The following is a 19,283-nucleotide window of genomic DNA, read 5'->3' on the forward strand; positions in this document are numbered from 1 at the left end:
TCTCCATCTGATAAAGCGAATACGCGCCAAGCGGCGCGCCTGCCAATGCTATCGAATGCCCGCCCTAATCGGCATATTTAGTAACACGGGCTTTATTGCAAAGTGTGTTGCTCAATAAATTCGACAGGTTGCAAACCCGCCCGACTTACTAATCGATTCAGCTCTGTACGCGGTACGCGAACAGCCAACAAACTGCTGCCATCTTCCGCATGCGCTTCACTCTGTACAACCCCCAAAGCAAAGAACTGGGCACGTAAACTGGCCAATTTGAACGGTAGTTGCAAGGTTCCGACAAATAAATCGTCACCCAGCAGCTCGGCAATGGCCTGTTTCAGCAGCGGCAAACCGCGGCCATCACGCGCCGACAACCAGACCCGCTGGGGTTTACCGTCTTCGCCACGCTGAATCTGCGGCTCTACACCTTCGAGCAAATCGAGCTTGTTGTAGACCTCGAGTATCGGCAATTCCTGCGCGCCAATTTCGCCCAGCACGTGCATTACCTGCTCAACCTGCGCCATGCGTTCCGGCTCGTGAGAGTCGATTACATGCAGAAGCAAATCGGAATTGCTCGATTCTTCCAGAGTAGCGCGAAATGCCTCGACCAACTTGTGCGGCAAATGACGAATAAAACCCACGGTATCGGCCAACACGATCGGCCCCAGATCTTCAAGATCGAGGCGCCGCAGCGTTGGGTCGAGTGTTGCAAACAACTGGTCTGCAGCGTAGACCTCAGATTCGGTCAGCGCATTGAACAGGGTCGATTTGCCAGCGTTGGTATAACCCACCAGTGAAACCGAAGGAATATCGGCACGCTTACGCCCGCGCCGCGCCTGATCTCGCTGGCTGCGCACTTTGGTAAGTTTTTGCTTGATCTGGCGAATACGAACGCGCAGCAGGCGGCGGTCTGTTTCCAGCTGGGTTTCACCCGGGCCGCGCAGACCAATACCGCCTTTCTGCCGCTCAAGGTGAGTCCAGCCACGAACCAGACGCGTGCTCATATGATCGAGCTGTGCCAGCTCAACCTGCAACTTGCCTTCGTGGGTGCGCGCGCGCTGCGCGAAGATATCGAGAATCAGGCCGGTACGATCCAGCACCCGACACTCAAAAACACGCTCAAGGTTACGCTCCTGACTGGGCGTAAGAATGTGATTGAAGATAACCAGGTCGGCCTCATGGGCTTTGACCTGGTCACGCAACTCTTCAACTTTACCGCTACCAATCAAGTATTTTGCGGTCAGCCGACCGCTTGGCACACTGAGGAAGGCCACCGCATCAGCGCCCGCTGACATCGCGAGCTCCTGAAACTCCTGCGGATCTTCACGCGCCTCTGAGTCTTGGCTATCCAGATGCACAAGGATTGCCCGCTCACCACCTTCATGACGCTCGAAGAACAATACAGCCCCCTATATCAGGCGTTGCCAGGCTCTGCTTCAGCTGCTTCGGTTTCGCTAGCAGTTGGCAGACGAACAGGACGGCTTGGCACAACAGTCGAAATTGCGTGCTTGTAGACCATCTGGCTGACAGTGTTTTTCAGCAAAATCACGAACTGGTCGAAAGATTCGATCTGTCCCTGAAGTTTGATGCCGTTTACCAGGTAAATGGAAACGGGTACGCGTTCCTTACGCAGGGTGTTCAGGTAAGGGTCTTGTAGCGAATGCCCTTTTGACATGTGCCGCACTCCTTTTGGGATAATTTCAAATAATTTAAGTAAGCAATAAATAGCTGGAGTCGCCATACCCCCAAGGATAGACGGCTATCGGCAGGATCTCATTTCAATATGGAGACCGAAGCCAGATATTTCAAGGCACGTGACAGATTGTCGCAAGATAAACTGTCGAGCCAGTGCAGATTCTCCCAGCTTCTCAGCCAGGTGAACTGTCGCTTGGCCAACTGGCGAGTCGCAACAATCCCGCGTTTCTGCATTTCTTCTTTTGTAGCAGTGCCATCAAGGTATTCCCAAACCTGGCGATACCCCACTGCACGTATAGACGGTAAACCGGCGTGCAGGTCACTTCTCTGATGCAGCCGTTCGACCTCATCAATCAGCCCCTGTTCCAGCATCTGCACAAATCGTTGCTCGATACGGGCGTGCAACACACTTCGCTCAGCTGGCGCAATGGCAATATTGGCCACAGTATAGGGGAAACCGTGGCCTGCGGTCGTGCTCGAATCAATATTATGTTGCGCCTGGCGTTGCCGATGTTCGGTCATGCTGAGACCGCTCACCCGATACACCTCCAGCGCCCGAATCAAGCGCTGCGGGTCATTCGGGTGAATCCGCGCAGCGGACTCGGGATCAACTGCCTGCAGCTCGGCATGCAGCGACTCCAGCCCTTGCTCCTGAGCCTGTTGCTCAAGCGCGGCGCGAACCTCGGCATCAGCGGCCGGCATGTCGGCCAGCCCTTCACGCAATGCCTTGTAATAAAGCATTGTTCCGCCGACCAGCAACGGAATCCGTCCACGCGCGGTGATTTCGGCCATTTCGGCCAGCGCATCGCTGCGAAACTCGGCCGCCGAGTAGCTCTCTGCCGGATCACGGATATCAATCAGCCGGTGCGGAAACTCGGCCAGCGTGGCTTTGTCCGGCTTGGCGGTGCCTATGTCCATGTCGCGATAGATCAGCGCCGAGTCGACACTGATCAAGTCACACGGCAATACGCGGGCAAGCTCCAGCGCCAGGTCGGTTTTACCGGCAGCTGTCGGGCCCATCAGGAAAATTGCCGGCGGCAAGCGCTCAGACATGTTTATAAGGTCTCTTAAAAGTCGGCGAGGTGCCGGGCGCGATCAACGACCGCGCAGGAACAGCTTATCCAAATCATCCATGGCCAGCTGCGTCCATGTAGGGCGACCATGGTTGCATTGACCGCTGCGCTCAGTATGTTCCATGTCACGCAGCAAGGCGTTCATTTCCGGCAACGTGAGGCGGCGGTTGGCGCGAACCGAGCCGTGACACGCCATGGTGCCGAGCAACTCGTTGAGGTGCGCCTGAATCCGGTCACTGGTGCCGTATTCGAGCAAGTCCGCCAGTACATCATGCACCAGCCGTGTGGCTTCAGCCTGCTTGAGCAAGGCCGGAATCTGACGGATAGCCAGTGTTTCCGGGCCCAGACGCTGCAACTCGAAACCCAGCCGCTGGAACCAGTCGGCATGCTCTTCTGCGCAGTCGGCTTCGCGCTGGCTCAGGGCAATCGATTCCGGCACCAGCAACGGCTGCCCGCGTAGCCCTTCGCTGGCCATCGCGACTTTCAGCCGCTCATAGGTGATGCGTTCATGCGCCGCATGCATATCCACCAACACCATGCCCTGCACGTTTTCAGCGAGGATATACACGCCTTTGAGCTGCGCAATGGCATACCCCAACGGCGGCACGTCGCCCTGCTCGGCAGGCAAACCCATGGCCGGGGATGACGGCATCGGCGCGAAAAACTCGCGATAGGCACTCTGCGCCTCTGCAGCCGGAACGGCCGCGGCAGGCGAGCCACCCGAATATTGCTGATAGCCAGCACCCGGCGAGCGCCAGACATTGGTTGCCGGTTGTGTTTCAAGCGTGGTCGCGGCCAGGCCGATTTCACCTTGCGGGCCAAATTCGCCGGCGGCCGCACCAGTCGGGCGCACCATCTGCTCGACCGCAGCGGGCGCTGCGAGTTGGTCTTCGGGGCGAACTTCGCCGAGCGCGCGGTGCAACGTGCCGTAGAGGAAATCGTGAACCATGCGCCCGTCACGGAAGCGCACTTCGTGCTTGGTCGGGTGCACGTTGACGTCAACCACAGCCGGATCGACTTCAAGGAACAACACAAATGTCGGGTGACGGCCGTTGAACAGCACATCGCGGTAAGCCTGACGCACCGCGTGCGCCACCAGCTTGTCGCGCACGGTACGGCCGTTCACGTAGAAGTATTGCAGGTCAGCCTGACTGCGCGAGAAGGTCGGCAAGCCCACCCAGCCCCACAAATGCAGGCCATTGCGTTCAATCTCAATCGGCAGCGCCTGTTCAAGGAAGGCCGGCCCACAGACTGACGCCACGCGCCGCCCACGGCTGACTTGATCATTGGCTTCATGCAGCGAAAGCACGGTTTTACCGTTGTGACGCAAATGAAATGCGACATCAAAACGAGCCAATGCCAGGCGCTTGATGACTTCTTGCAGATGATCGAATTCGGTTTTTTCAGTGCGCAGAAACTTGCGCCGCGCGGGGGTGTTGAAGAATAGGTCGCGCACCTCAACCGAGGTGCCAACCGGATGCGCGGCAGGCTGCACACGCGGTTGCATGTCGCGGCCTTCGGTTTCAACCTGCCAGGCCTGCTCGGCCTCGGCGGTTCGCGATGTCATGGTCAGGCGCGACACGGAGCTGATAGAGGCCAGCGCTTCACCGCGAAAGCCCAGACTCATGACTTGTTCAAGGTCTTCGAGCTCGCGGATCTTGCTGGTGGCGTGACGCGCCAGCGCCAGCGGCAGGTCGTCTTCGGCAATTCCGCTGCCATCATCACGCACCCGCAGCAGCTTGACGCCGCCCTGCTCCACATCGACATCAATGCGTTTGGCACCCGAGTCGAGGCTGTTTTCGAGCAGTTCCTTGATCACCGAAGCCGGACGTTCAACCACTTCACCGGCGGCAATCTGGTTCGCCAGCCGCGGGCTTAGCAGCTGGATGCGTGCAGCGTCACTCATGGCTGTGACGCCAACGAAGTCGCCGGGATGTGCAGGGTCTGACCGACCTTGATCACATTCGAGCTCAGGGAGTTGGCACTCTTCAAAGCCGCCAGGCTGATCTGGTAGCGCTCGGCAATCATCGCCAGGCTCTCGCCGGAACTCACCCGATGTTCGCGCGCGCTTGGCGCAATCTTGCCATTGTCACGCTGCCAGGCAATGTAACTGCCGGGTGGCGGGTTTTGCTGGAAGAACTGCTTCACACCCGAAGTAATCGAGCGTGCCAGCGATTGCTGATGCTTGGATGAGAACAGCTTGTTGGCCTCATTCGGGTTAGAGATAAACCCGGTCTCGACCAGAATCGACGGAATATCCGGCGACTTCAACACCATGAAGCCGGCCTGCTCGACCCGACGCTTGTGCAGCGGGGTGATCTGGCCGATGTTGCTGAGGACTTTCTGGCCGACGTTCAGGCTCGACGAAAGCGACGCCGTCATCGACAAGTCAAGCAATACGCCTGCAAGCATGCGGTCCTTGTCATCCAGGCTGACGTTGCCGGCACCACCGATCAGGTCGGACTGGTTCTCGGCATCGGCCAACCAGCGGGCGGTTTCCGAGGTGGCGCCGCGATCAGACAGCGCATACACCGAGGCGCCAAACGCAGAGCGGCGCGGGGCCGCGTCGGCATGGATCGAGACGAACAGGTCGGCGCCCTTCTTGCGGGCAATTTCAGTACGCCGGCGCAGCGGAATGAAGTAGTCACCGGTACGCACCAGCTCGCCACGAAAACCTTTTTCCGCATTGATCTGGCGCTGCAATTCCTTGGCGATCATAAGCGTAACTTGCTTCTCGACCTTGCCTTTAACCGGCGACAGCGCGCCCGGGTCTTCACCGCCGTGGCCCGCATCAATCGCGATCACGATGTCGCGCTTACCACTCGGCGCGGGCACGATCTTGGGCGGCGCCTGGGTTGGGGTGACAGGAACAGTCGGCGTGCTCGCAACCTGAGTCGAAGGCAATGCAGAAGGCGTATCGGCGCCCTGATCGAACAGGTCGACAACCAGACGATCACCATATTGCTGGTTAGGCGCCAGCGTGAAGCTCTTCGGGGTCACGACAGTTGAAAGGTCAATCACCACGCGCAAGTCATCGGCCGAGCGCTGGGCAGAGCGCACCGAGGTAATCGGCGTGCCTTTAAGTGCAAGCGATTTGAAGTTAGTGGCCAACTTGGCGCCATTGATGTCGATAACAATGCGATTGGGCGCCGTCAGGGTGAAGACACTGTGCTTCACCGGGCCAGACAGGTCGAACACCAGACGGGTGTTGTCGGGGGCTCGCCACAACCGCACGCTGCGTACATCCGAAGCGGCAAAAGCCTCAGCGGCCATAACCGCCAACACCACCCCAACTGCAATAAAACGCGCGCCTATGCGCATAGCCAACCCCATTTTATGATTTCACTCCGATGGCCAATGCGGCACACCAGGATTTGCCACGTGCACTTTTCGCGTGCATTTGTAAGAGACGCCCTGCACCTTGGGGTGTAATGGTAATGTCCATGTCGGCCTTTGGCAAAACGCCGGCGCCTCTTTGCGGCCACTCAACCAGGCATAAAGCATCGCCAGCGAAGTAATCGCGGATACCTAAATACTCTAGCTCTTCTGGATCGACCAACCTATACAAATCAAAGTGATAGGCCTGCAACTTACCAATTACATAAGGTTCGACCAACGTGAAGGTCGGGCTCTTCACCGCTCCGGTGTGGCCAAAGCCGCGGATTATCCCGCGTGACAAGGTGGTTTTGCCCGCCCCGAGATCACCGTGTAAATAAATGATGCCGACACCCTGAGTGACTTCGGCAATGCGCGCACCCAGCGCCAGCATTGCCTCTTCATCGGCGGCAAACAACTCAAAATCAGACACCTGAAAGCTCCTGCATTAACTGACGAATGGCTGCGCACAAATCACTGGCAGCCAGACCGCGCCCCTCTACAGCCAACATCTCACCCGCACACGCATGCAACCACACCGCCAGACCCGCCGCCTCAAAAGGCGCCAGCCCCTGCGCGAGCAATGCCCCCGTCAAACCGGCAAGCACATCACCAAGGCCTGCACCTGCCATCACCGGATGACCGCGATCACACACCCGCAAGCGACCATCCGCCGCACCGATCAGCGTTCCGGCGCCCTTGAGCACACAGACACAAGCAAAGCGCTTGGCCAAAGCCAGCGTGGCCGCCGCGCGATCCGCCTGAACCTCGCCGATACTGATACCCAACAGGCGTGCGGCCTCACCCGGATGCGGGGTTATTATCGCCCCGGCAGGCAGTTTGACGCTGCCTGTTGCGAGCATATTTAGTGCATCTGCATCCCAAACCTGAGCATCCGGGCCACTCGCGGCAAGCGAGAGCATGCTGCGACTCCAGGCGCTTTGCCCCAAGCCTGGCCCAACGACCATCACGCGGGCTTGCTTGACCATCGCCATCAATTGATTGGCGGATGCTACGCCCAGCGTCATCACCTCTGGAATCCGCGCCTGAGCTGGCGCGACATGCTCGCTACGGGTTGCCAGCGAAACCAGCCCAGCACCCGAGCGCAGAGCCGACTGCGCGGCCAGTAATGCGGCGCCGGCAAAGCCGCGATCACCGCCTAGCACCAGCACATGGCCCAACTGACCTTTATGCACATTCTTCGGCCGCGCGCCCAACAGCGGCACGTTGTTCGCTGCCAGCCGCTGCGCTCGCGCCGGATGCGCCGCCACAATGCGTTCATCGGCCTGCAAGTCATCGAACAACAACTCACCCACATAATCCAGCGCCGCGCCGGTGAGCAAGCCCAGCTTGAGGCCGATCAGCGTCACGCTGACATCTGCGCGCACCGCACAGCCCAGAACCTGCCCGGTGTCTGCGCTCACGCCGGAGGGCAGATCCACCGCCAAAACCGGCAACTGGGCTTGATTGATCTGCACGATTGCGTCGGCATAAGGCGCACGCACGTTGTCACGCAAGCCGGTGCCGAGCATGGCATCGACCACGACGCCACGTAGCGCCGATTGCGCCGACCACGGCTCAATGCGAACGCCAGCCGCAACCGCTTCATCGCGCGCCAGTGCGGCATCGCCCTGCAATTGGCTGGCATCGCCCACCGCCAACACCGACACCTGCCAGCCACTGCGCAACGCCAACGCCGCGATCAGGTAACCGTCGCCACCATTGTTACCGTGACCGGCCAAGACGGTGATCGCGCCGGCATCTGGCCAGCGTCGGCGCAGCACTCGCCAGATCGCATGCGCCGCGCGACTCATCAATTCAAACCCCGGGGTTCCGGCGGCAATTAACTTGGCGTCCAACTCACGCACTTGCTGTGCGCTGTAGAGAGCCAGTGGCAGATTCTCGCAATCGCGCGTCATGTCAGTAGCCCTCCCTCGATACCAATACCGCCTGGGCACGGTAAAAGCCTTAGCGCAGGCACCCAGTTTACTGATGCACAGGCTGATTATCGGCAGATTTTATCAGCCCGGATGTCGCACCAAGGCGTTTTTGTGCGGTTGTGATGTGTGTTTGTCTGGCAAAATTGTAGCGACTCTCGTCCAGGCCCGTTGCTCCGCATGAATTCGTCCGCGCTCGACCCCGTTACGCTGGCTCAATCGATAAAGGATTGGGGCCGCGAACTGGGCTTCCAACAAGTTGGCATCGCCAGCGTCGACCTCGGCGAGCATGAGGCGCACTTGCAACGCTGGCTGGACGCCGGGTATCAGGGCGAAATGGACTATATGGCCGCTCACGGCAGCAAGCGTTCGCACCCCGAGCAACTGGTGCCGGGCACGTTGCGGGTGATTACGCTGCGCATGGATTACCTGCCGGGTGATACGCGCATGGCCGAGCAACTGGCCAACCCTGAAAAAGCCTATGTATCGCGCTATGCGCTGGGCCGCGACTATCACAAGCTGATTCGCAAACGCCTGCAGCAACTGGCAGAGCGCATTCAGAAGGAGATTGGCCCGTTCGGTTTTCGCGCCTTTGTCGACAGCGCGCCGGTGCTGGAAAAGGCCATTGCCGAGAACGCCGGGCTCGGCTGGATCGGCAAGAACACCTTGGTGCTCAACCGCAAAGCCGGCAGCTACTTCTTTCTCGGCGAGCTGTTCATCGACTTCGAATTGCCGATTGATCCACCGCACGCCAGCGAACATTGCGGGCGCTGCACCGCGTGCCTGGACATATGCCCGACAGCCGCCTTTGTCGATCCGTATGTGCTGGATGCGCGCAAGTGCATTTCTTACCTGACCATCGAGCTCAAGGGCGCGATCCCAGTAGAACTGCGGGCACCAATCGGCAACCGGGTGTTTGGCTGCGATGATTGCCAGATGGTCTGCCCGTGGAACCGCTTCGCCAAAGCCACTGACAAAGGCGATTTCAAGCCGCGTCACGACCTCGACAACGCCGAACTGGCCGGGTTGTTTATGTGGACTGAGGATGAGTTCTTGAGCCGCACCGAAGGTTCGCCGCTGCGCCGCACCGGTTATCTCAACTGGTTGCGCAATCTGGCCGTCGGGCTGGGCAATGCGCCCTCAACCATCCCCGTACTGGAGGCGTTGAAAGCGCGCCGCGAGCACCCGTCTGAACTGGTGCGTGAGCATGTCGAATGGGCGCTGGAGCAACATCACCAGCGCGCCGCGATCACACCTTGAGGAAGGTTTCGCGGTAGTACTTGAGTTCAGCAATCGACTCGCGGATATCGTCCAGCGCCAGATGGCTGCCTTTCTTCTGGAAGCCTTCCTTGAGTTGCGGCGCCCAGCGCTCGGCCAGAATCTTCAGGGTCGAGACGTCCAGATAGCGGTAGTGAAAGTAATTCTCCAGCGCCGGCATGTAGCGATACAGGAAGCGCCGATCCTGACCAATGCTGTTGCCACAAATCGGTGACTTGCCCTGCGGTACCCACTCTTGCAGGAACGCGATGGTTTGGGCCTCGGCTTCGGCCGGGCTGATCTTGCTTTCACGTACGCGCTGGGTCAGGCCGCTCTGGCCGTGCGTACGGGTATTCCACTCATCCATGCCCGCCAGCAATTCATCGGACTGATGCACGGCGATCACCGGCCCTTCGGCCAATACATTGAGATCGCTGTCGGTGACGATTGTGGCCATCTCGATGATCACATCTTTTTCTGGATCGAGACCGGTCATTTCAAGATCGATCCAAATCAGGTTTTGCGAATTTTGCATGGTCCGCTCCTCGGCTAGAACCGCCAGTTTAGCGGATATCGTCTGCCTGCATGTGCCACAGCAACAGATTTGATTGACGCCAGTCAGCCATTTCGATGCACTCATCAGCCTCGACGTCCGGCACCGCAAAGGTGTTGCTGATCAGCCAGGCGCCTGGCGGCATTTGCGCCTTGGCCTTGAGCCACAGCGCAGGCATCGGCACGGGCGAGAGAAAACAGTAGACCACGTTGAATTCAGCCAGATCGGTGCGCCACAAGCTCTGGTAACGAATCGTGCAATTGGGCTGCAACATGCAACGCAGCCAGGCGATGGCAAAACTCAATGGCGCGGTTTCAACCCCGACAAACTGGCCACGCGGAAAAGCTTTGGCCAGCGCCAGCAAAGTACCGGCAGGGCCGCAGCCCAAGTCAACAAACCGCAGCTCGCCACTGCGTCGCTCAAGCAGCGTCGCCAACTGCTCGCGGGTTTGCTTGCCGGTCAGGTACAAAGGCACGCGCTCGGTGGCGCTGTTCCAGTTGAGCAACAGCACCAGCACAAAACCCACGGCAAACACCCAGGCAGGCAGTTGCGCCTGATTAGCCAATAACACCGCAGGCACAAACAACAAGCCCAACACTTGCCACCATACGCCCAGACCAAACCAGCGACTTAATCCGGCGGCGAGCACGCCCTGCATGCCTGCAGCCAACAGCAAGCTGGGCCGCCACGGGCTGAGTTGGGCCAATAGCATCAGCAGCAATCCAATCAGCAATAACGCCGCCACTTGCGCAAGCAGCGCGCCCAACCAGGGCGCGCGTGCAAACCGTGACTGCAATGCCTGTACGTAGCCCATCAATGAACTGCCTCTGAATAATCGCGGCACCAGTGTAGCGCTTCAGCGTAAGTCCTGGCGCTGCGCATGCTAGACTCGCGAACGGAATTTATTGCTTTTCAACCTCGGAATACTCATGGCCAAACGCCAACTCAATCGCCGGCAAAACTGGCGGATCGAAAAAATTCAGGGTGAGCGCGCAGCGCGTGCCGCCAAGCGCGAATCTCAAGCGCTGGAAACCCTTGAAGGGGGCGACCTTGGCCCGGAGCAAACCGGGCTGGTTATCGCCCACTTCGGGGTGCAGGTTGAAGTCGAGGCGCTCGAAGGCGAACTCGCCGGCCAAGTGTTCCGCTGCCACTTGCGCGCCAATTTGCCCGCACTGGTTACCGGCGACCAGGTTGTCTGGCGTCCGGGCAATCAGGGCATCGGGGTTATCGTGGCGCAACTGCCGCGCAGTACCGAGCTTTGCCGTCCCGACACCCGCGGCCAACTCAAGCCGGTAGCCGCCAACGTCGATCTGATCGTGATTGTGTTTGCGCCGCTGCCCGAGCCGCACGCCAACCTGATCGACCGTTATCTGGTTGCGGCAGAACATGCCGGCATCCACCCGCTGTTGCTGCTGAACAAGGCTGATTTGATCGACGAGCAAAACAGCGTCGCATTGAATGCGCTGCTGGCGGTGTATCGGCAGCTGGGTTATCCGGTACTCGAAGTGTCGGCCCACGAAGGCGACGGCATGGAGCAGCTCAAAAAGCAGCTTGATGGTCACGTCAGCGTGTTCGTCGGCCAGTCTGGCGTCGGCAAGTCTTCACTGGTCAACAGCCTGCTGCCCGGTATCGAAACCCGTGTCGGCCCGCTCTCGGAGCTAACCGGCAAAGGCACGCACACCACCACAACCGCGCGCCTGTTCCACTTCCCCGGTGGCGGCGAGTTGATCGACTCACCCGGCATCCGTGAATTTGGCCTGGTGCACGTCAGCCGTGAAGATGTCGAGGCGGGCTTTATCGAGTTTCAGGAGCTGCTCGGCCACTGCCGCTTCCGCGACTGCAAACACGACCGTGAGCCGGGTTGCGCGCTACTCAACGCACTGCAAGACGGGCGCATTCAGCCGCAGCGAATGGCCAGTTACCGGCACATTCTGGCCAGCCTGCCGCAAGACGAATATTGAGTTTCGGGCCGTACAGTCGGGCGGCCCGCTTACTCCGGCTTGACCTGATCGAACTGCAAAACCCCATCCTCGAAGATATTCAGCCGCTGCTTGAGCTGCTCGGGCGGCGCCGGCTCACCCGCAACACCTGAAGCGGGAGCAGCGGCATCACTCTGCGGCGCGGTGCTCGACTCAGGCGCTTGCGCGTCCGGAGCGGCCGAGTCGCCTTCGATGTCACGCTGGGCCTTTTTGGTCAGCACGATGATATCGATACGCCGATTAATCGGGCTTAAGGGATCGGCGCGATCAAACAGGGCCGATGAGGCGTAGCCGACAACACGGGCAATCTTGTCCTCGTCATAACCGCCCTCGACCAGCACCCGCCGCGCCGCATTCGCCCGATTGGCCGACAACTCCCAGTTACCAAACCCGGCATTGCCAGCAAAGGGTTTGGCATCGGTGTGGCCGCTGATGCTGATCTTGTTGGGCACCGAATTGATCGTGTCGGTGAGGGCCAGCAAGATATCTTCAAAATACGGCTGGATACGCGCGCTGCCCAGATCAAACATCGGCCGGTTTTCCGCATCGGTAATCTGGATCCGCAAACCATCCTGAGTGATCTCGAAGAGAATCTGATCCTTGAAGTTCCTCAGCTGCGGGTCTTCATCAACCTTGGTCTGCAATTCCTTGAGCAACAACTCGAGGCGCTCGCGCTCCATCTCCTCGGCGATCGACTGCGCCCGCTCTTCGCTGATATCGACGCTGGTGGACTCGGGCGTAACACTCGGCTCTGGGTTGAGCGTGCGATCCGGCGCTGGCGTTGGCGAGCCACCCAGATCAATCACATACGGGCTGGCACTTTCAGAAAAGCCCACTGGGTCCTGAAAGTAACCGGAGATAAGCTTCTTCTGCTCCGGCGTTGCCGAGGACATCAGCCACATCACCATGAAAAACGCCATCATCGCGATTGCAAAGTCGGCGAAGGCGATTTTCCAGGCACCGCCGTGGCCGCCACCGGCAATTTTCTTGACGCGTTTGACGATAATCGGCTGAGTGTTTTCCATGATTCAGCCTTTAGTTTCCACGCATCGCCTGCTCAAGCTCGGTAAAGCTTGGGCGGTGAGCGGGATACAGAACTTTACGGGCAAACTCGACAGCCAGCGACGGCGGCATGCCCGAGGCAGACGCAACCAGCCCGGCCTTGATGGCTTCGTAAACGTTCAGTTCTTCCAACGAGTCGTGCTCAAGCGAGCTGGCCAACGGGCCGAAAAAACCGTACGAAGCGAGAATACCCATAAAGGTACCGGCCAACGCCGTACCGACCTTCTCACCGATCTCGGCGTTATCCGCCTCGGCCAGCACCGACATGGTGATGACGATACCCAGCACCGCCGCCACAATACCCATCGCAGGCAGGCCGTCGGCAATTCGTGCAACCGCGTGCGAAGGATGGTCAAGCTCAACCTTGAGACTGGTAATTTCCATGTCGAAGAGGTTTTCGAGCTCATGCGGCGCCATGTTGCCAGATGACATGATGCGCAGGTAATCGCAGATAAACGCGCACATGCGCTCATCTTTCAGAACCGCCGGGTATTTGCTGAAAATCGGACTCGCTGCCGGGTCCTCAACATCGGCCTCAATGGCCATCATGCCTTCGCGGCGGCTCTTGTTGAGAATCTCGTAGAGCAGGCGCAGCACATCAAGGTAATAGCTGTGCTTGTAGCGCGAGCTGAACATCTTCAAGGATTTCTTGAAGACCTGCATGAACGTGCTGCCGGGGTTGGCCTGTAAAAAAGCACCCAGCGCCGCACCGCCAATGATCAATACTTCAAAGGGGTGAACCAGCGCCATGATATGGCCGCCAGAGAGCATAAAGCCCCCAAGCACGCTGGCAAACACCACAATTATGCCGATTATTTTTGCCATAATTTTAAAACTTGAAGACCTGAAATAAGGATTCTTTTAAACAATCCTTCTCTGTATCGGAAGATTTGCGCGAGACTGTAGGCAGAATTTATTTCGGCGCAAAACCAGCGCGACTCAAGAACCGACTGGCGGGGCCGACAAAGAGCTAACCACAACGTGGCGCAGTTTACAGGCTGGTGCGAAGCGTTCTAACTATTTTTATCAGAGCGCCGGTGCAAGCCAACAGCACCCGTTGACGCTCCACCCTCTTAAATCAGTCTGGTTGAAGTGATGCCCTTACCCAGCCCAAAAACGCGCGCGCAGTGGCTTGAGCTTCTCGACAAACAACCACTGCCGGTCACACCGCAAGCGTTGCAGCAAGTAACGCGTGCACTCGGCGACAGCCGCCGCTCGCTGCGCGACATTGGCGAGATCATGCAGCGCACGCCAACGCTGGCACTGTGCATCATGCGCGAGGCCAATCGCAGCGCCTCCGCCCTGGGCGAGCCTTGCGCGCATCTGGAAACCGCACTGAGCCGACTGGGCCTGGAGCGCAGCGCACAGCTGATCAGTCGTCAGCCAACTCTGCCCATCGAGCAGATCCCGCGGCAACTGCGGCAAATCCTGTTGATCAGCCAGCACGCGGCGCAACAGGCGAACGGCTTGTTCGCCGGGCGACTGGCGCGGCTTTGGCAGGAAATAAACTGGGGCAGCATTCTGTTCCTGGCACCGTTGTGGCCGCTGGTTGCCGCCCACCCCGAGTTCTTTGATGAGTGGGAACAACGCGTTCTGCTCAATGGCGAGCAAGCGTGCAAGGTCGAGAAGCAACTCCTTGGCGTCTCCCTGCCTAGCCTGTGCCTGGCACTGGCCGAGCATTGGCGCTTGCCCGAATGGATAATCCAGGCCTATCGCCTGCTGCTCACCGACCGACGTCTGCTGGTGCGGGCGCTGCACATTGCCCGGGACAACGAACACCCGTTGCAGCAACAACAATGCCTGGATCAGGACAACAACCTGAGCCGCTGGCTGACGCATCCGGCCAACAGCGTTCTGCTTGCCAATGCCATCGCCCTGTCCGCGCACCACTGCTGGAGCGGATCGCACAGCCTGCGCTGGCAACAATTAACCGGACTTTATTTGCAGGCATCGATTGGCGAGTTGCAACAGCAAATCCACCAGCAAGCCGCAGTAAGTGCCAGACGTTGCGATACCGAACAGCTCTGGCATCCGGCGCAGGCGCTACTGTGGCCGTGGGACGCCGTCCATTTACGGCCGAATGTGGCCAGCGCCCCCGCCAAAACCGATGCACAGCAATGGCGCCTGTTATGCGCGCAATTGCTGCAAAGCCCGAGCGCCTTCAGCAACACCATGCAGCTCAGTTCATGCGCGATTCAGGCATTGCAAGCCGCGGGTATACAGCGCCTGTTACTGCTGCGTATCGATCAAAAGCAAAGTGCCTTGAAGGTACAAGAGCTGGCAGGCTTGCCCGCAGAAGCCGCCGACATAACGCTGCTGCCTCTGCAAAGCCAGGTGCTGCGCAGCTTGCTGGCCAAGCCCGGCCAACTGCACTTGACGCCCGCCAATATCGCGCAATTTTCGGCGTTGCTACCCGGACCGCTGAAAGCATTGTTCGCCGGCGAGAACCTGCTATTGCGTTCAGTCGCAAACGAGGGCCGGGTGGTGATGTTGCTGGTGGCTGACATCAACGGGCAACCGCTCAGCGAGACTCAACTGAAAATATTTGGCAAAACCGCTCAATGCATTGATCGTGCACTGACAAGCTTTGCTAACCGCGCAGGCTAGGGTTTCCGTTACAATTGGGGTTTTTAATCCCATGTGAGGCCTAGCATGTCCGCCTTTGCTGAGTTGCCGCTGGTTATAGAACCCACCCAATTGGCGCAATGCCTGAATGCGCCCGAGTTGATCCTGGTTGATCTGACCAGCAGCGCACGCTACGCAGCCGGGCACATTTCTGGCGCGCATTTTGTCGACCCCAAGCGCACCCAGCTAGGCCAGCCACCCGCGCCCGGACTGATGCCCGACAAGGCGCAACTCGAGCAACTGTTCAGCGAGCTGGGGCATCACCCGAACGCGGTGTATGTGGTTTATGACGATGAAGGCGGCGGCTGGGCCGGACGCTTCATCTGGTTACTTGATGTTATCGGCCATAACCAGTATCACTACCTCAACGGTGGTCTGCTGGCCTGGCAGGCCGAACAACTGCCACTGAGCGACGAAACACCAGCCGCTCACAGCGAGCCCGTCAGCCTGACGCTGAACGACGGCCCGACGGCCACGCGTGAATATGTGCAGAGCCGACTGGGCGCCGCCGACCTGGCGATCTGGGATGCGCGTGGACCTACCGAGTTTTCCGGCGAAAAAGTACTTGCCGCCAAAGGCGGACACATCCCCGGCGCGGTGAATTTCGAGTGGACAGCGGGCATGGATAAAGACCGGGCACTGCGTATCCGTACAGACATGCAGGCAATCCTTGAGCAACTGGGTATCACGCCCGACAAAGAGATCATCACCCACTGCCAGACGCATCACCGTTCGGGCTTTACCTATCTGGTCGCCAAAGCACTGGGTTACCCGAACGTAAAAGCCTACGCCGGCTCCTGGGGTGAATGGGGCAACCACCCTGACACCCCCGTCGAGCAGTAATCACGCATTGCCATTTAATACGGCCCGCATTGGCGGACCTCGATAGCCTTCAAGGGAATCCCATGAAACAACGCTTGTTCATCATCAGCCAGTACTTGCTGCCGCACCACCTGCTCTCGCGCCTGATCGGTTTTGCCGCTGAGTGCAAGACAGCCTGGTTTAAAAATCGACTGATCGGCTGGTTCATCAAACAGTACAACGTCGACATGAGCGAAGCGCAGATTGAAGACCCAACCGCCTTCGAACATTTCAACGCATTCTTCACCCGCGCCCTGAAAGCCGATGCCCGCCCTCTCGACGCCACGCCGAACGCGGTGCTTTGCCCGGCCGACGGTGCAATCAGCCAACTGGGCAAAATCGAACACGGCCGCATTTTTCAGGCCAAAGGCCACAGCTTCAGCGTGACCGAGCTGCTGGGCGGCGACACTGAAATAGCCAAGCCATTCATGGGCGGCGACTTTGCCACTGTCTACCTGTCGCCCAAGGACTATCACCGCGTACACATGCCGCTGGCTGGCACCCTGACCAAGATGGTTTATGTGCCAGGTCGCCTGTTCTCGGTGAACCAGACCACGGCTGAAAACGTGCCGGAACTGTTTGCCCGTAATGAGCGCGTGGTCTGCCTGTTCGATACCGAACGTGGCCCAATGGCTGTGGTGCTGGTCGGCGCAATGATCGTGGCCTCGGTTGAAACCGTTTGGGCCGGTCTGGTGACCCCGCCGAAGCGTGAGCTGAAAACCTTCGATTACGACGAGGCCGCTCGCGCGCCCGTAAGCCTGGCAACAGGCGCAGAGATGGGTCGATTCAAGCTCGGTTCGACCGCCGTAGTGCTATTTGGCCCGCAAGTTGTTGAATGGGATCAGCAGCTCAACGCGGGGAGCGAAGTGCGCATGGGCCAACTTCTGGCTAGGTAATTCAGGTAAAAGGTTGAAATCGGCCCGGATCGCTTATGATTGATTTAGGTTCTGTAGGAATTTTCCTGCCTGATCTATGCTCTAAGTAATACAAGGTCCGGCCACAGCTCACGGATGATCTGGACGACTCAATACACCAACTGATGTTGGAGCACCTGCTTGACCGATAAAATGAGCCCCTACTTACTGCTGCGAGTTCCGGTTCCCAGCAAAGCCAGCCTGACGTTCAGCGAGGCCTCCCCACGCGAGGTCAAGCGCTGGATAGCCGGGCTGCCAAAGGCCAATATTGGCGAGACGGCGCGTCAACTTTATCAAGCGTTGGCTGAGCTCAATCAGCTGCAAACCCCACCCGACAATCGCCTGCAACTGCTGGAGCTGATTCGCCCGGAGGTGTACTTCGTCTGCGAGCATCTGCAGCGTCACTTTCTGAACAAGGCGATTGTGCTCGAAGAGCGTCCGCGCAAAGTCGCCAACCTGTGCCAGGCCCTGCAAAATCATCTGGCAATGGGCTACAAACTGATTGTTGTCGATATCTGCAAGCAGCCAAGCAAGGAGCTGGCAACGACCTTCACGGTCGCTTTGCAGCGCGCCATCAGCAGCCTTTGCGCGCCTCTGGTTCGCGCCACGCAACTCTACTGCCCGGTGCCTGAAAGAGTTTGGCTGGAGCTGCATTTGCTCTATCAAATTGCCCGCTCAAAGCGCCTGCATAGCACGCCGGTGCCAGACAAACTCAACACCAATCAGAGCAGCAGCAGTGAACAAAGCTATCTGGTGGCTTTACTGATCGGCTGCGCCCGCTGCAACCAGTTGCGCCAGAGCAGCATTGCTCATGTCGCGCAGGCGCTGGAAAGCTGGAGTCATCTGGCACATTTAAAGGACAAGGCAACGCCAACCAGCCTGTTCACTGTGGCGGTCGACCATGACAGCCCGCCCCGCTATACCTCGCTGCTCACCGATCAGGCGCTGCAACACACACTGGGCCTTGATACCCACGCGCTGGTAGACATGCTCAAGGAATACCTGCTACTCGAACCCGAGCAGCGCAAAGTCTCACGGCTGAATATTCCAGCCGGCATGAGCCTCGAAACCCTGCACCATTTAAGCGCCGCGTGGGGTGATTTATCCGAGCGCACATTCAACCGGCTCACAGGTCAGGGCAAATTAACCGTGTGCCTGGGCATGAGCGCCGTGCACTTCTTTCTCAGTGGCGAGCGCTCGTTCAGCCAGTGCCTGAAAGCTAAAGCCGTCACTCGTGAAGCTGTATTCAATACCTCAAGCCTGTCGAAAGACAGCTGGTCGCAAGCTTATGACGTCGACAAAAGTCCCGATTGGGAGAACGGCTTGCAGTACGACGAAATTGGCTATTACAAAGAGCCATCGTCGATGCTCGAAGATGATGAAGCCAGCGGTGAGACTTATCCAAGCTACCCGCTGGCGATTATCAACCACAGCCCCGGCGGCTACTGCCTGACCTGGCCCGGCGAGGTGCCAAGCCAACTTCAGGCGGGCGAGTTGGTCGGTGTACGCGATCTACCCGAGCTTGGCTGGAGCATCGCAGTGGTGCGCTGGATTCGTCAGGCACGCGCAGGCGGTACACAAATGGGCATCGAGCTTATCGCGCCCAGCGCACAAGCCTGCGGCTTGCAACTGGTGCGCACCAGCGAGCAGAACAGTGAATACCTGCGCGCACTGGTACTCCCGGAAATGAGTGCCATATCGCGGCCCGCAAGTCTGCTGACACCGCGCCTGCCGTTTCAGGAAGGCAGCAAAGTGAAGCTCAACATCAATGGCCTCGAACACCGTGCGGTCCTGCTCCGACGTAAGACCAGCACCGGCAGTTTCAGCCAGTTCGAGTACCGTCAAATGGACCAGCCACCGCCTGAGCAAGGGAAGCCCGTCACAGCTGGGACAACCCACAAGCTGAGTACCGAGGAAGACTTTGACTCACTTTGGAAGTCGCTGTAGATTGCCAAATC

Annotated in this window: 17 protein-coding genes; 6 read left to right on the forward strand and 11 right to left on the reverse strand. The window is 58.8% G+C overall.

All coding sequences use genetic code 11. The features are described 5' to 3' along the window. Positions 1–92: 92 nt before the first annotated feature. The 7 genes from hflX to PMYSY11_RS19510 form a co-directional block, all read right to left on the reverse strand. Positions 93–1,394: a ribosome rescue GTPase HflX gene (gene hflX / locus PMYSY11_RS19480; protein ID WP_069898281.1), complete on the reverse strand. Its 1,302-nt coding sequence runs from the start codon at positions 1,392–1,394 to the stop codon at positions 93–95. Positions 1,395–1,408: 14 nt separating this feature from the next. Next, positions 1,409–1,669: an RNA chaperone Hfq gene (gene hfq / locus PMYSY11_RS19485; RefSeq protein WP_069898282.1), complete on the reverse strand. Its 261-nt coding sequence runs from the start codon at positions 1,667–1,669 to the stop codon at positions 1,409–1,411. Between the two features lie 98 nt (positions 1,670–1,767). Continuing rightward, complete coding sequence (miaA, locus tag PMYSY11_RS19490) at positions 1,768–2,742, reverse strand: tRNA (adenosine(37)-N6)-dimethylallyltransferase MiaA (RefSeq protein ID WP_150547774.1); 975 nt, start codon at positions 2,740–2,742, stop codon at positions 1,768–1,770. A 42-nt stretch (positions 2,743–2,784) separates the two neighbouring features. Next, positions 2,785–4,668 carry a DNA mismatch repair endonuclease MutL gene (gene mutL, locus PMYSY11_RS19495; protein ID WP_150547775.1) on the reverse strand — a complete coding sequence of 628 codons (1,884 nt, stop codon included), beginning with the start codon at positions 4,666–4,668 and terminating at the stop codon, positions 2,785–2,787. Continuing rightward, a complete protein-coding gene (locus PMYSY11_RS19500) occupies positions 4,665–6,083 on the reverse strand; it encodes an N-acetylmuramoyl-L-alanine amidase (protein WP_090510379.1) in 1,419 nt (472 codons plus the stop codon). Before PMYSY11_RS19500 ends, mutL begins: the two co-directional genes overlap by 4 nt. Before the next feature lie 13 nt (positions 6,084–6,096). Beyond that, the gene (tsaE, locus tag PMYSY11_RS19505; RefSeq protein WP_069898285.1) at positions 6,097–6,570 is read right to left on the reverse strand and encodes a tRNA (adenosine(37)-N6)-threonylcarbamoyltransferase complex ATPase subunit type 1 TsaE; all 474 of its coding nucleotides are present in this window, start codon (positions 6,568–6,570) and stop codon (positions 6,097–6,099) included. Next, on the reverse strand, positions 6,563–8,056 hold the full coding sequence (locus PMYSY11_RS19510; RefSeq protein ID WP_150547776.1) for an NAD(P)H-hydrate dehydratase: 1,494 nt from the start codon (positions 8,054–8,056) through the stop codon (positions 6,563–6,565). The genes tsaE and PMYSY11_RS19510 overlap by 8 nt, the downstream gene beginning before the upstream one ends. A gap of 198 nt (positions 8,057–8,254) precedes the next feature. Between PMYSY11_RS19510 and queG the strand changes: the two genes are divergently transcribed. Beyond that, on the forward strand, positions 8,255–9,334 hold the full coding sequence (gene queG, locus PMYSY11_RS19515; protein WP_069898287.1) for a tRNA epoxyqueuosine(34) reductase QueG: 1,080 nt from the start codon (positions 8,255–8,257) through the stop codon (positions 9,332–9,334). Here queG and orn read toward each other — a convergent pair. Together orn and PMYSY11_RS19525 are read right to left on the reverse strand one after the other, a co-directional pair. After that, the gene (orn, locus tag PMYSY11_RS19520) at positions 9,324–9,866 is read right to left on the reverse strand and encodes an oligoribonuclease (RefSeq protein ID WP_069898288.1); all 543 of its coding nucleotides are present in this window, start codon (positions 9,864–9,866) and stop codon (positions 9,324–9,326) included. The genes queG and orn overlap by 11 nt on opposite strands. A gap of 28 nt (positions 9,867–9,894) precedes the next feature. Then, on the reverse strand, positions 9,895–10,698 hold the full coding sequence (locus PMYSY11_RS19525; RefSeq protein WP_150547777.1) for a class I SAM-dependent methyltransferase: 804 nt from the start codon (positions 10,696–10,698) through the stop codon (positions 9,895–9,897). 115 nt (positions 10,699–10,813) lie between these two features. Between PMYSY11_RS19525 and rsgA the strand changes: the two genes are divergently transcribed. Continuing rightward, positions 10,814–11,845, forward strand: coding sequence for a small ribosomal subunit biogenesis GTPase RsgA (gene rsgA, locus PMYSY11_RS19530; protein ID WP_150547778.1), 1,032 nt, complete (start codon positions 10,814–10,816; stop codon positions 11,843–11,845). A 29-nt stretch (positions 11,846–11,874) separates the two neighbouring features. On the opposite strand, the gene motB is transcribed toward rsgA, so the two are convergent. Together motB and motA are read right to left on the reverse strand one after the other, a co-directional pair. Beyond that, complete coding sequence (gene motB / locus PMYSY11_RS19535) at positions 11,875–12,888, reverse strand: flagellar motor protein MotB (RefSeq protein WP_150547779.1); 1,014 nt, start codon at positions 12,886–12,888, stop codon at positions 11,875–11,877. Positions 12,889–12,898: 10 nt separating this feature from the next. Further along, positions 12,899–13,750: a flagellar motor stator protein MotA gene (gene motA / locus PMYSY11_RS19540; protein ID WP_069898292.1), complete on the reverse strand. Its 852-nt coding sequence runs from the start codon at positions 13,748–13,750 to the stop codon at positions 12,899–12,901. A 270-nt stretch (positions 13,751–14,020) separates the two neighbouring features. Here motA and PMYSY11_RS19545 point away from each other — a divergent pair, with 270 nt between their 5' ends. The 4 genes from PMYSY11_RS19545 (at position 14,021) to PMYSY11_RS19560 (ending at position 19,272) form a co-directional block, all read left to right on the forward strand. Continuing rightward, entirely contained in the window at positions 14,021–15,532 is a 1,512-nt protein-coding gene (locus PMYSY11_RS19545; protein WP_150547780.1) for an HDOD domain-containing protein, read from the forward strand. A gap of 45 nt (positions 15,533–15,577) precedes the next feature. After that, the gene (locus PMYSY11_RS19550) at positions 15,578–16,393 is read left to right on the forward strand and encodes a rhodanese-like domain-containing protein (protein ID WP_150547781.1); all 816 of its coding nucleotides are present in this window, start codon (positions 15,578–15,580) and stop codon (positions 16,391–16,393) included. 62 nt (positions 16,394–16,455) lie between these two features. Further along, positions 16,456–17,307, forward strand: coding sequence for an archaetidylserine decarboxylase (gene asd, locus PMYSY11_RS19555; protein WP_069898295.1), 852 nt, complete (start codon positions 16,456–16,458; stop codon positions 17,305–17,307). 171 nt (positions 17,308–17,478) lie between these two features. Further along, on the forward strand, positions 17,479–19,272 hold the full coding sequence (locus PMYSY11_RS19560; RefSeq protein WP_150549619.1) for a molecular chaperone: 1,794 nt from the start codon (positions 17,479–17,481) through the stop codon (positions 19,270–19,272). The last annotated feature ends 11 nt before the right edge of the window (positions 19,273–19,283 follow it).

The sequence above is a fragment of the Pseudomonas marincola genome (genome assembly GCF_900682675.2).
GTDB lineage: Bacteria > Pseudomonadota > Gammaproteobacteria > Pseudomonadales > Pseudomonadaceae > Aquipseudomonas > Aquipseudomonas marincola.

Coding starts and splice junctions, on each gene's coding strand:
- rsgA (WP_150547778.1), top strand. CDS start 10,814: ATGGCCAAACGCCAACTCAATCGCCGGCAAAACTGGCGGATCGAAAAA.
- miaA (WP_150547774.1), bottom strand. CDS start 2,742: ATGTCTGAGCGCTTGCCGCCGGCAATTTTCCTGATGGGCCCGACAGCT.
- PMYSY11_RS19550 (WP_150547781.1), top strand. CDS start 15,578: ATGTCCGCCTTTGCTGAGTTGCCGCTGGTTATAGAACCCACCCAATTG.
- motB (WP_150547779.1), bottom strand. CDS start 12,888: ATGGAAAACACTCAGCCGATTATCGTCAAACGCGTCAAGAAAATTGCC.
- motA (WP_069898292.1), bottom strand. CDS start 13,750: ATGGCAAAAATAATCGGCATAATTGTGGTGTTTGCCAGCGTGCTTGGG.
- asd (WP_069898295.1), top strand. CDS start 16,456: ATGAAACAACGCTTGTTCATCATCAGCCAGTACTTGCTGCCGCACCAC.
- mutL (WP_150547775.1), bottom strand. CDS start 4,668: ATGAGTGACGCTGCACGCATCCAGCTGCTAAGCCCGCGGCTGGCGAAC.
- PMYSY11_RS19545 (WP_150547780.1), top strand. CDS start 14,021: ATGCCCTTACCCAGCCCAAAAACGCGCGCGCAGTGGCTTGAGCTTCTC.
- orn (WP_069898288.1), bottom strand. CDS start 9,866: ATGCAAAATTCGCAAAACCTGATTTGGATCGATCTTGAAATGACCGGT.
- queG (WP_069898287.1), top strand. CDS start 8,255: ATGAATTCGTCCGCGCTCGACCCCGTTACGCTGGCTCAATCGATAAAG.
- PMYSY11_RS19500 (WP_090510379.1), bottom strand. CDS start 6,083: ATGCGCATAGGCGCGCGTTTTATTGCAGTTGGGGTGGTGTTGGCGGTT.
- hfq (WP_069898282.1), bottom strand. CDS start 1,669: ATGTCAAAAGGGCATTCGCTACAAGACCCTTACCTGAACACCCTGCGT.
- PMYSY11_RS19510 (WP_150547776.1), bottom strand. CDS start 8,056: ATGACGCGCGATTGCGAGAATCTGCCACTGGCTCTCTACAGCGCACAG.
- PMYSY11_RS19525 (WP_150547777.1), bottom strand. CDS start 10,698: ATGGGCTACGTACAGGCATTGCAGTCACGGTTTGCACGCGCGCCCTGG.
- PMYSY11_RS19560 (WP_150549619.1), top strand. CDS start 17,479: ATGAGCCCCTACTTACTGCTGCGAGTTCCGGTTCCCAGCAAAGCCAGC.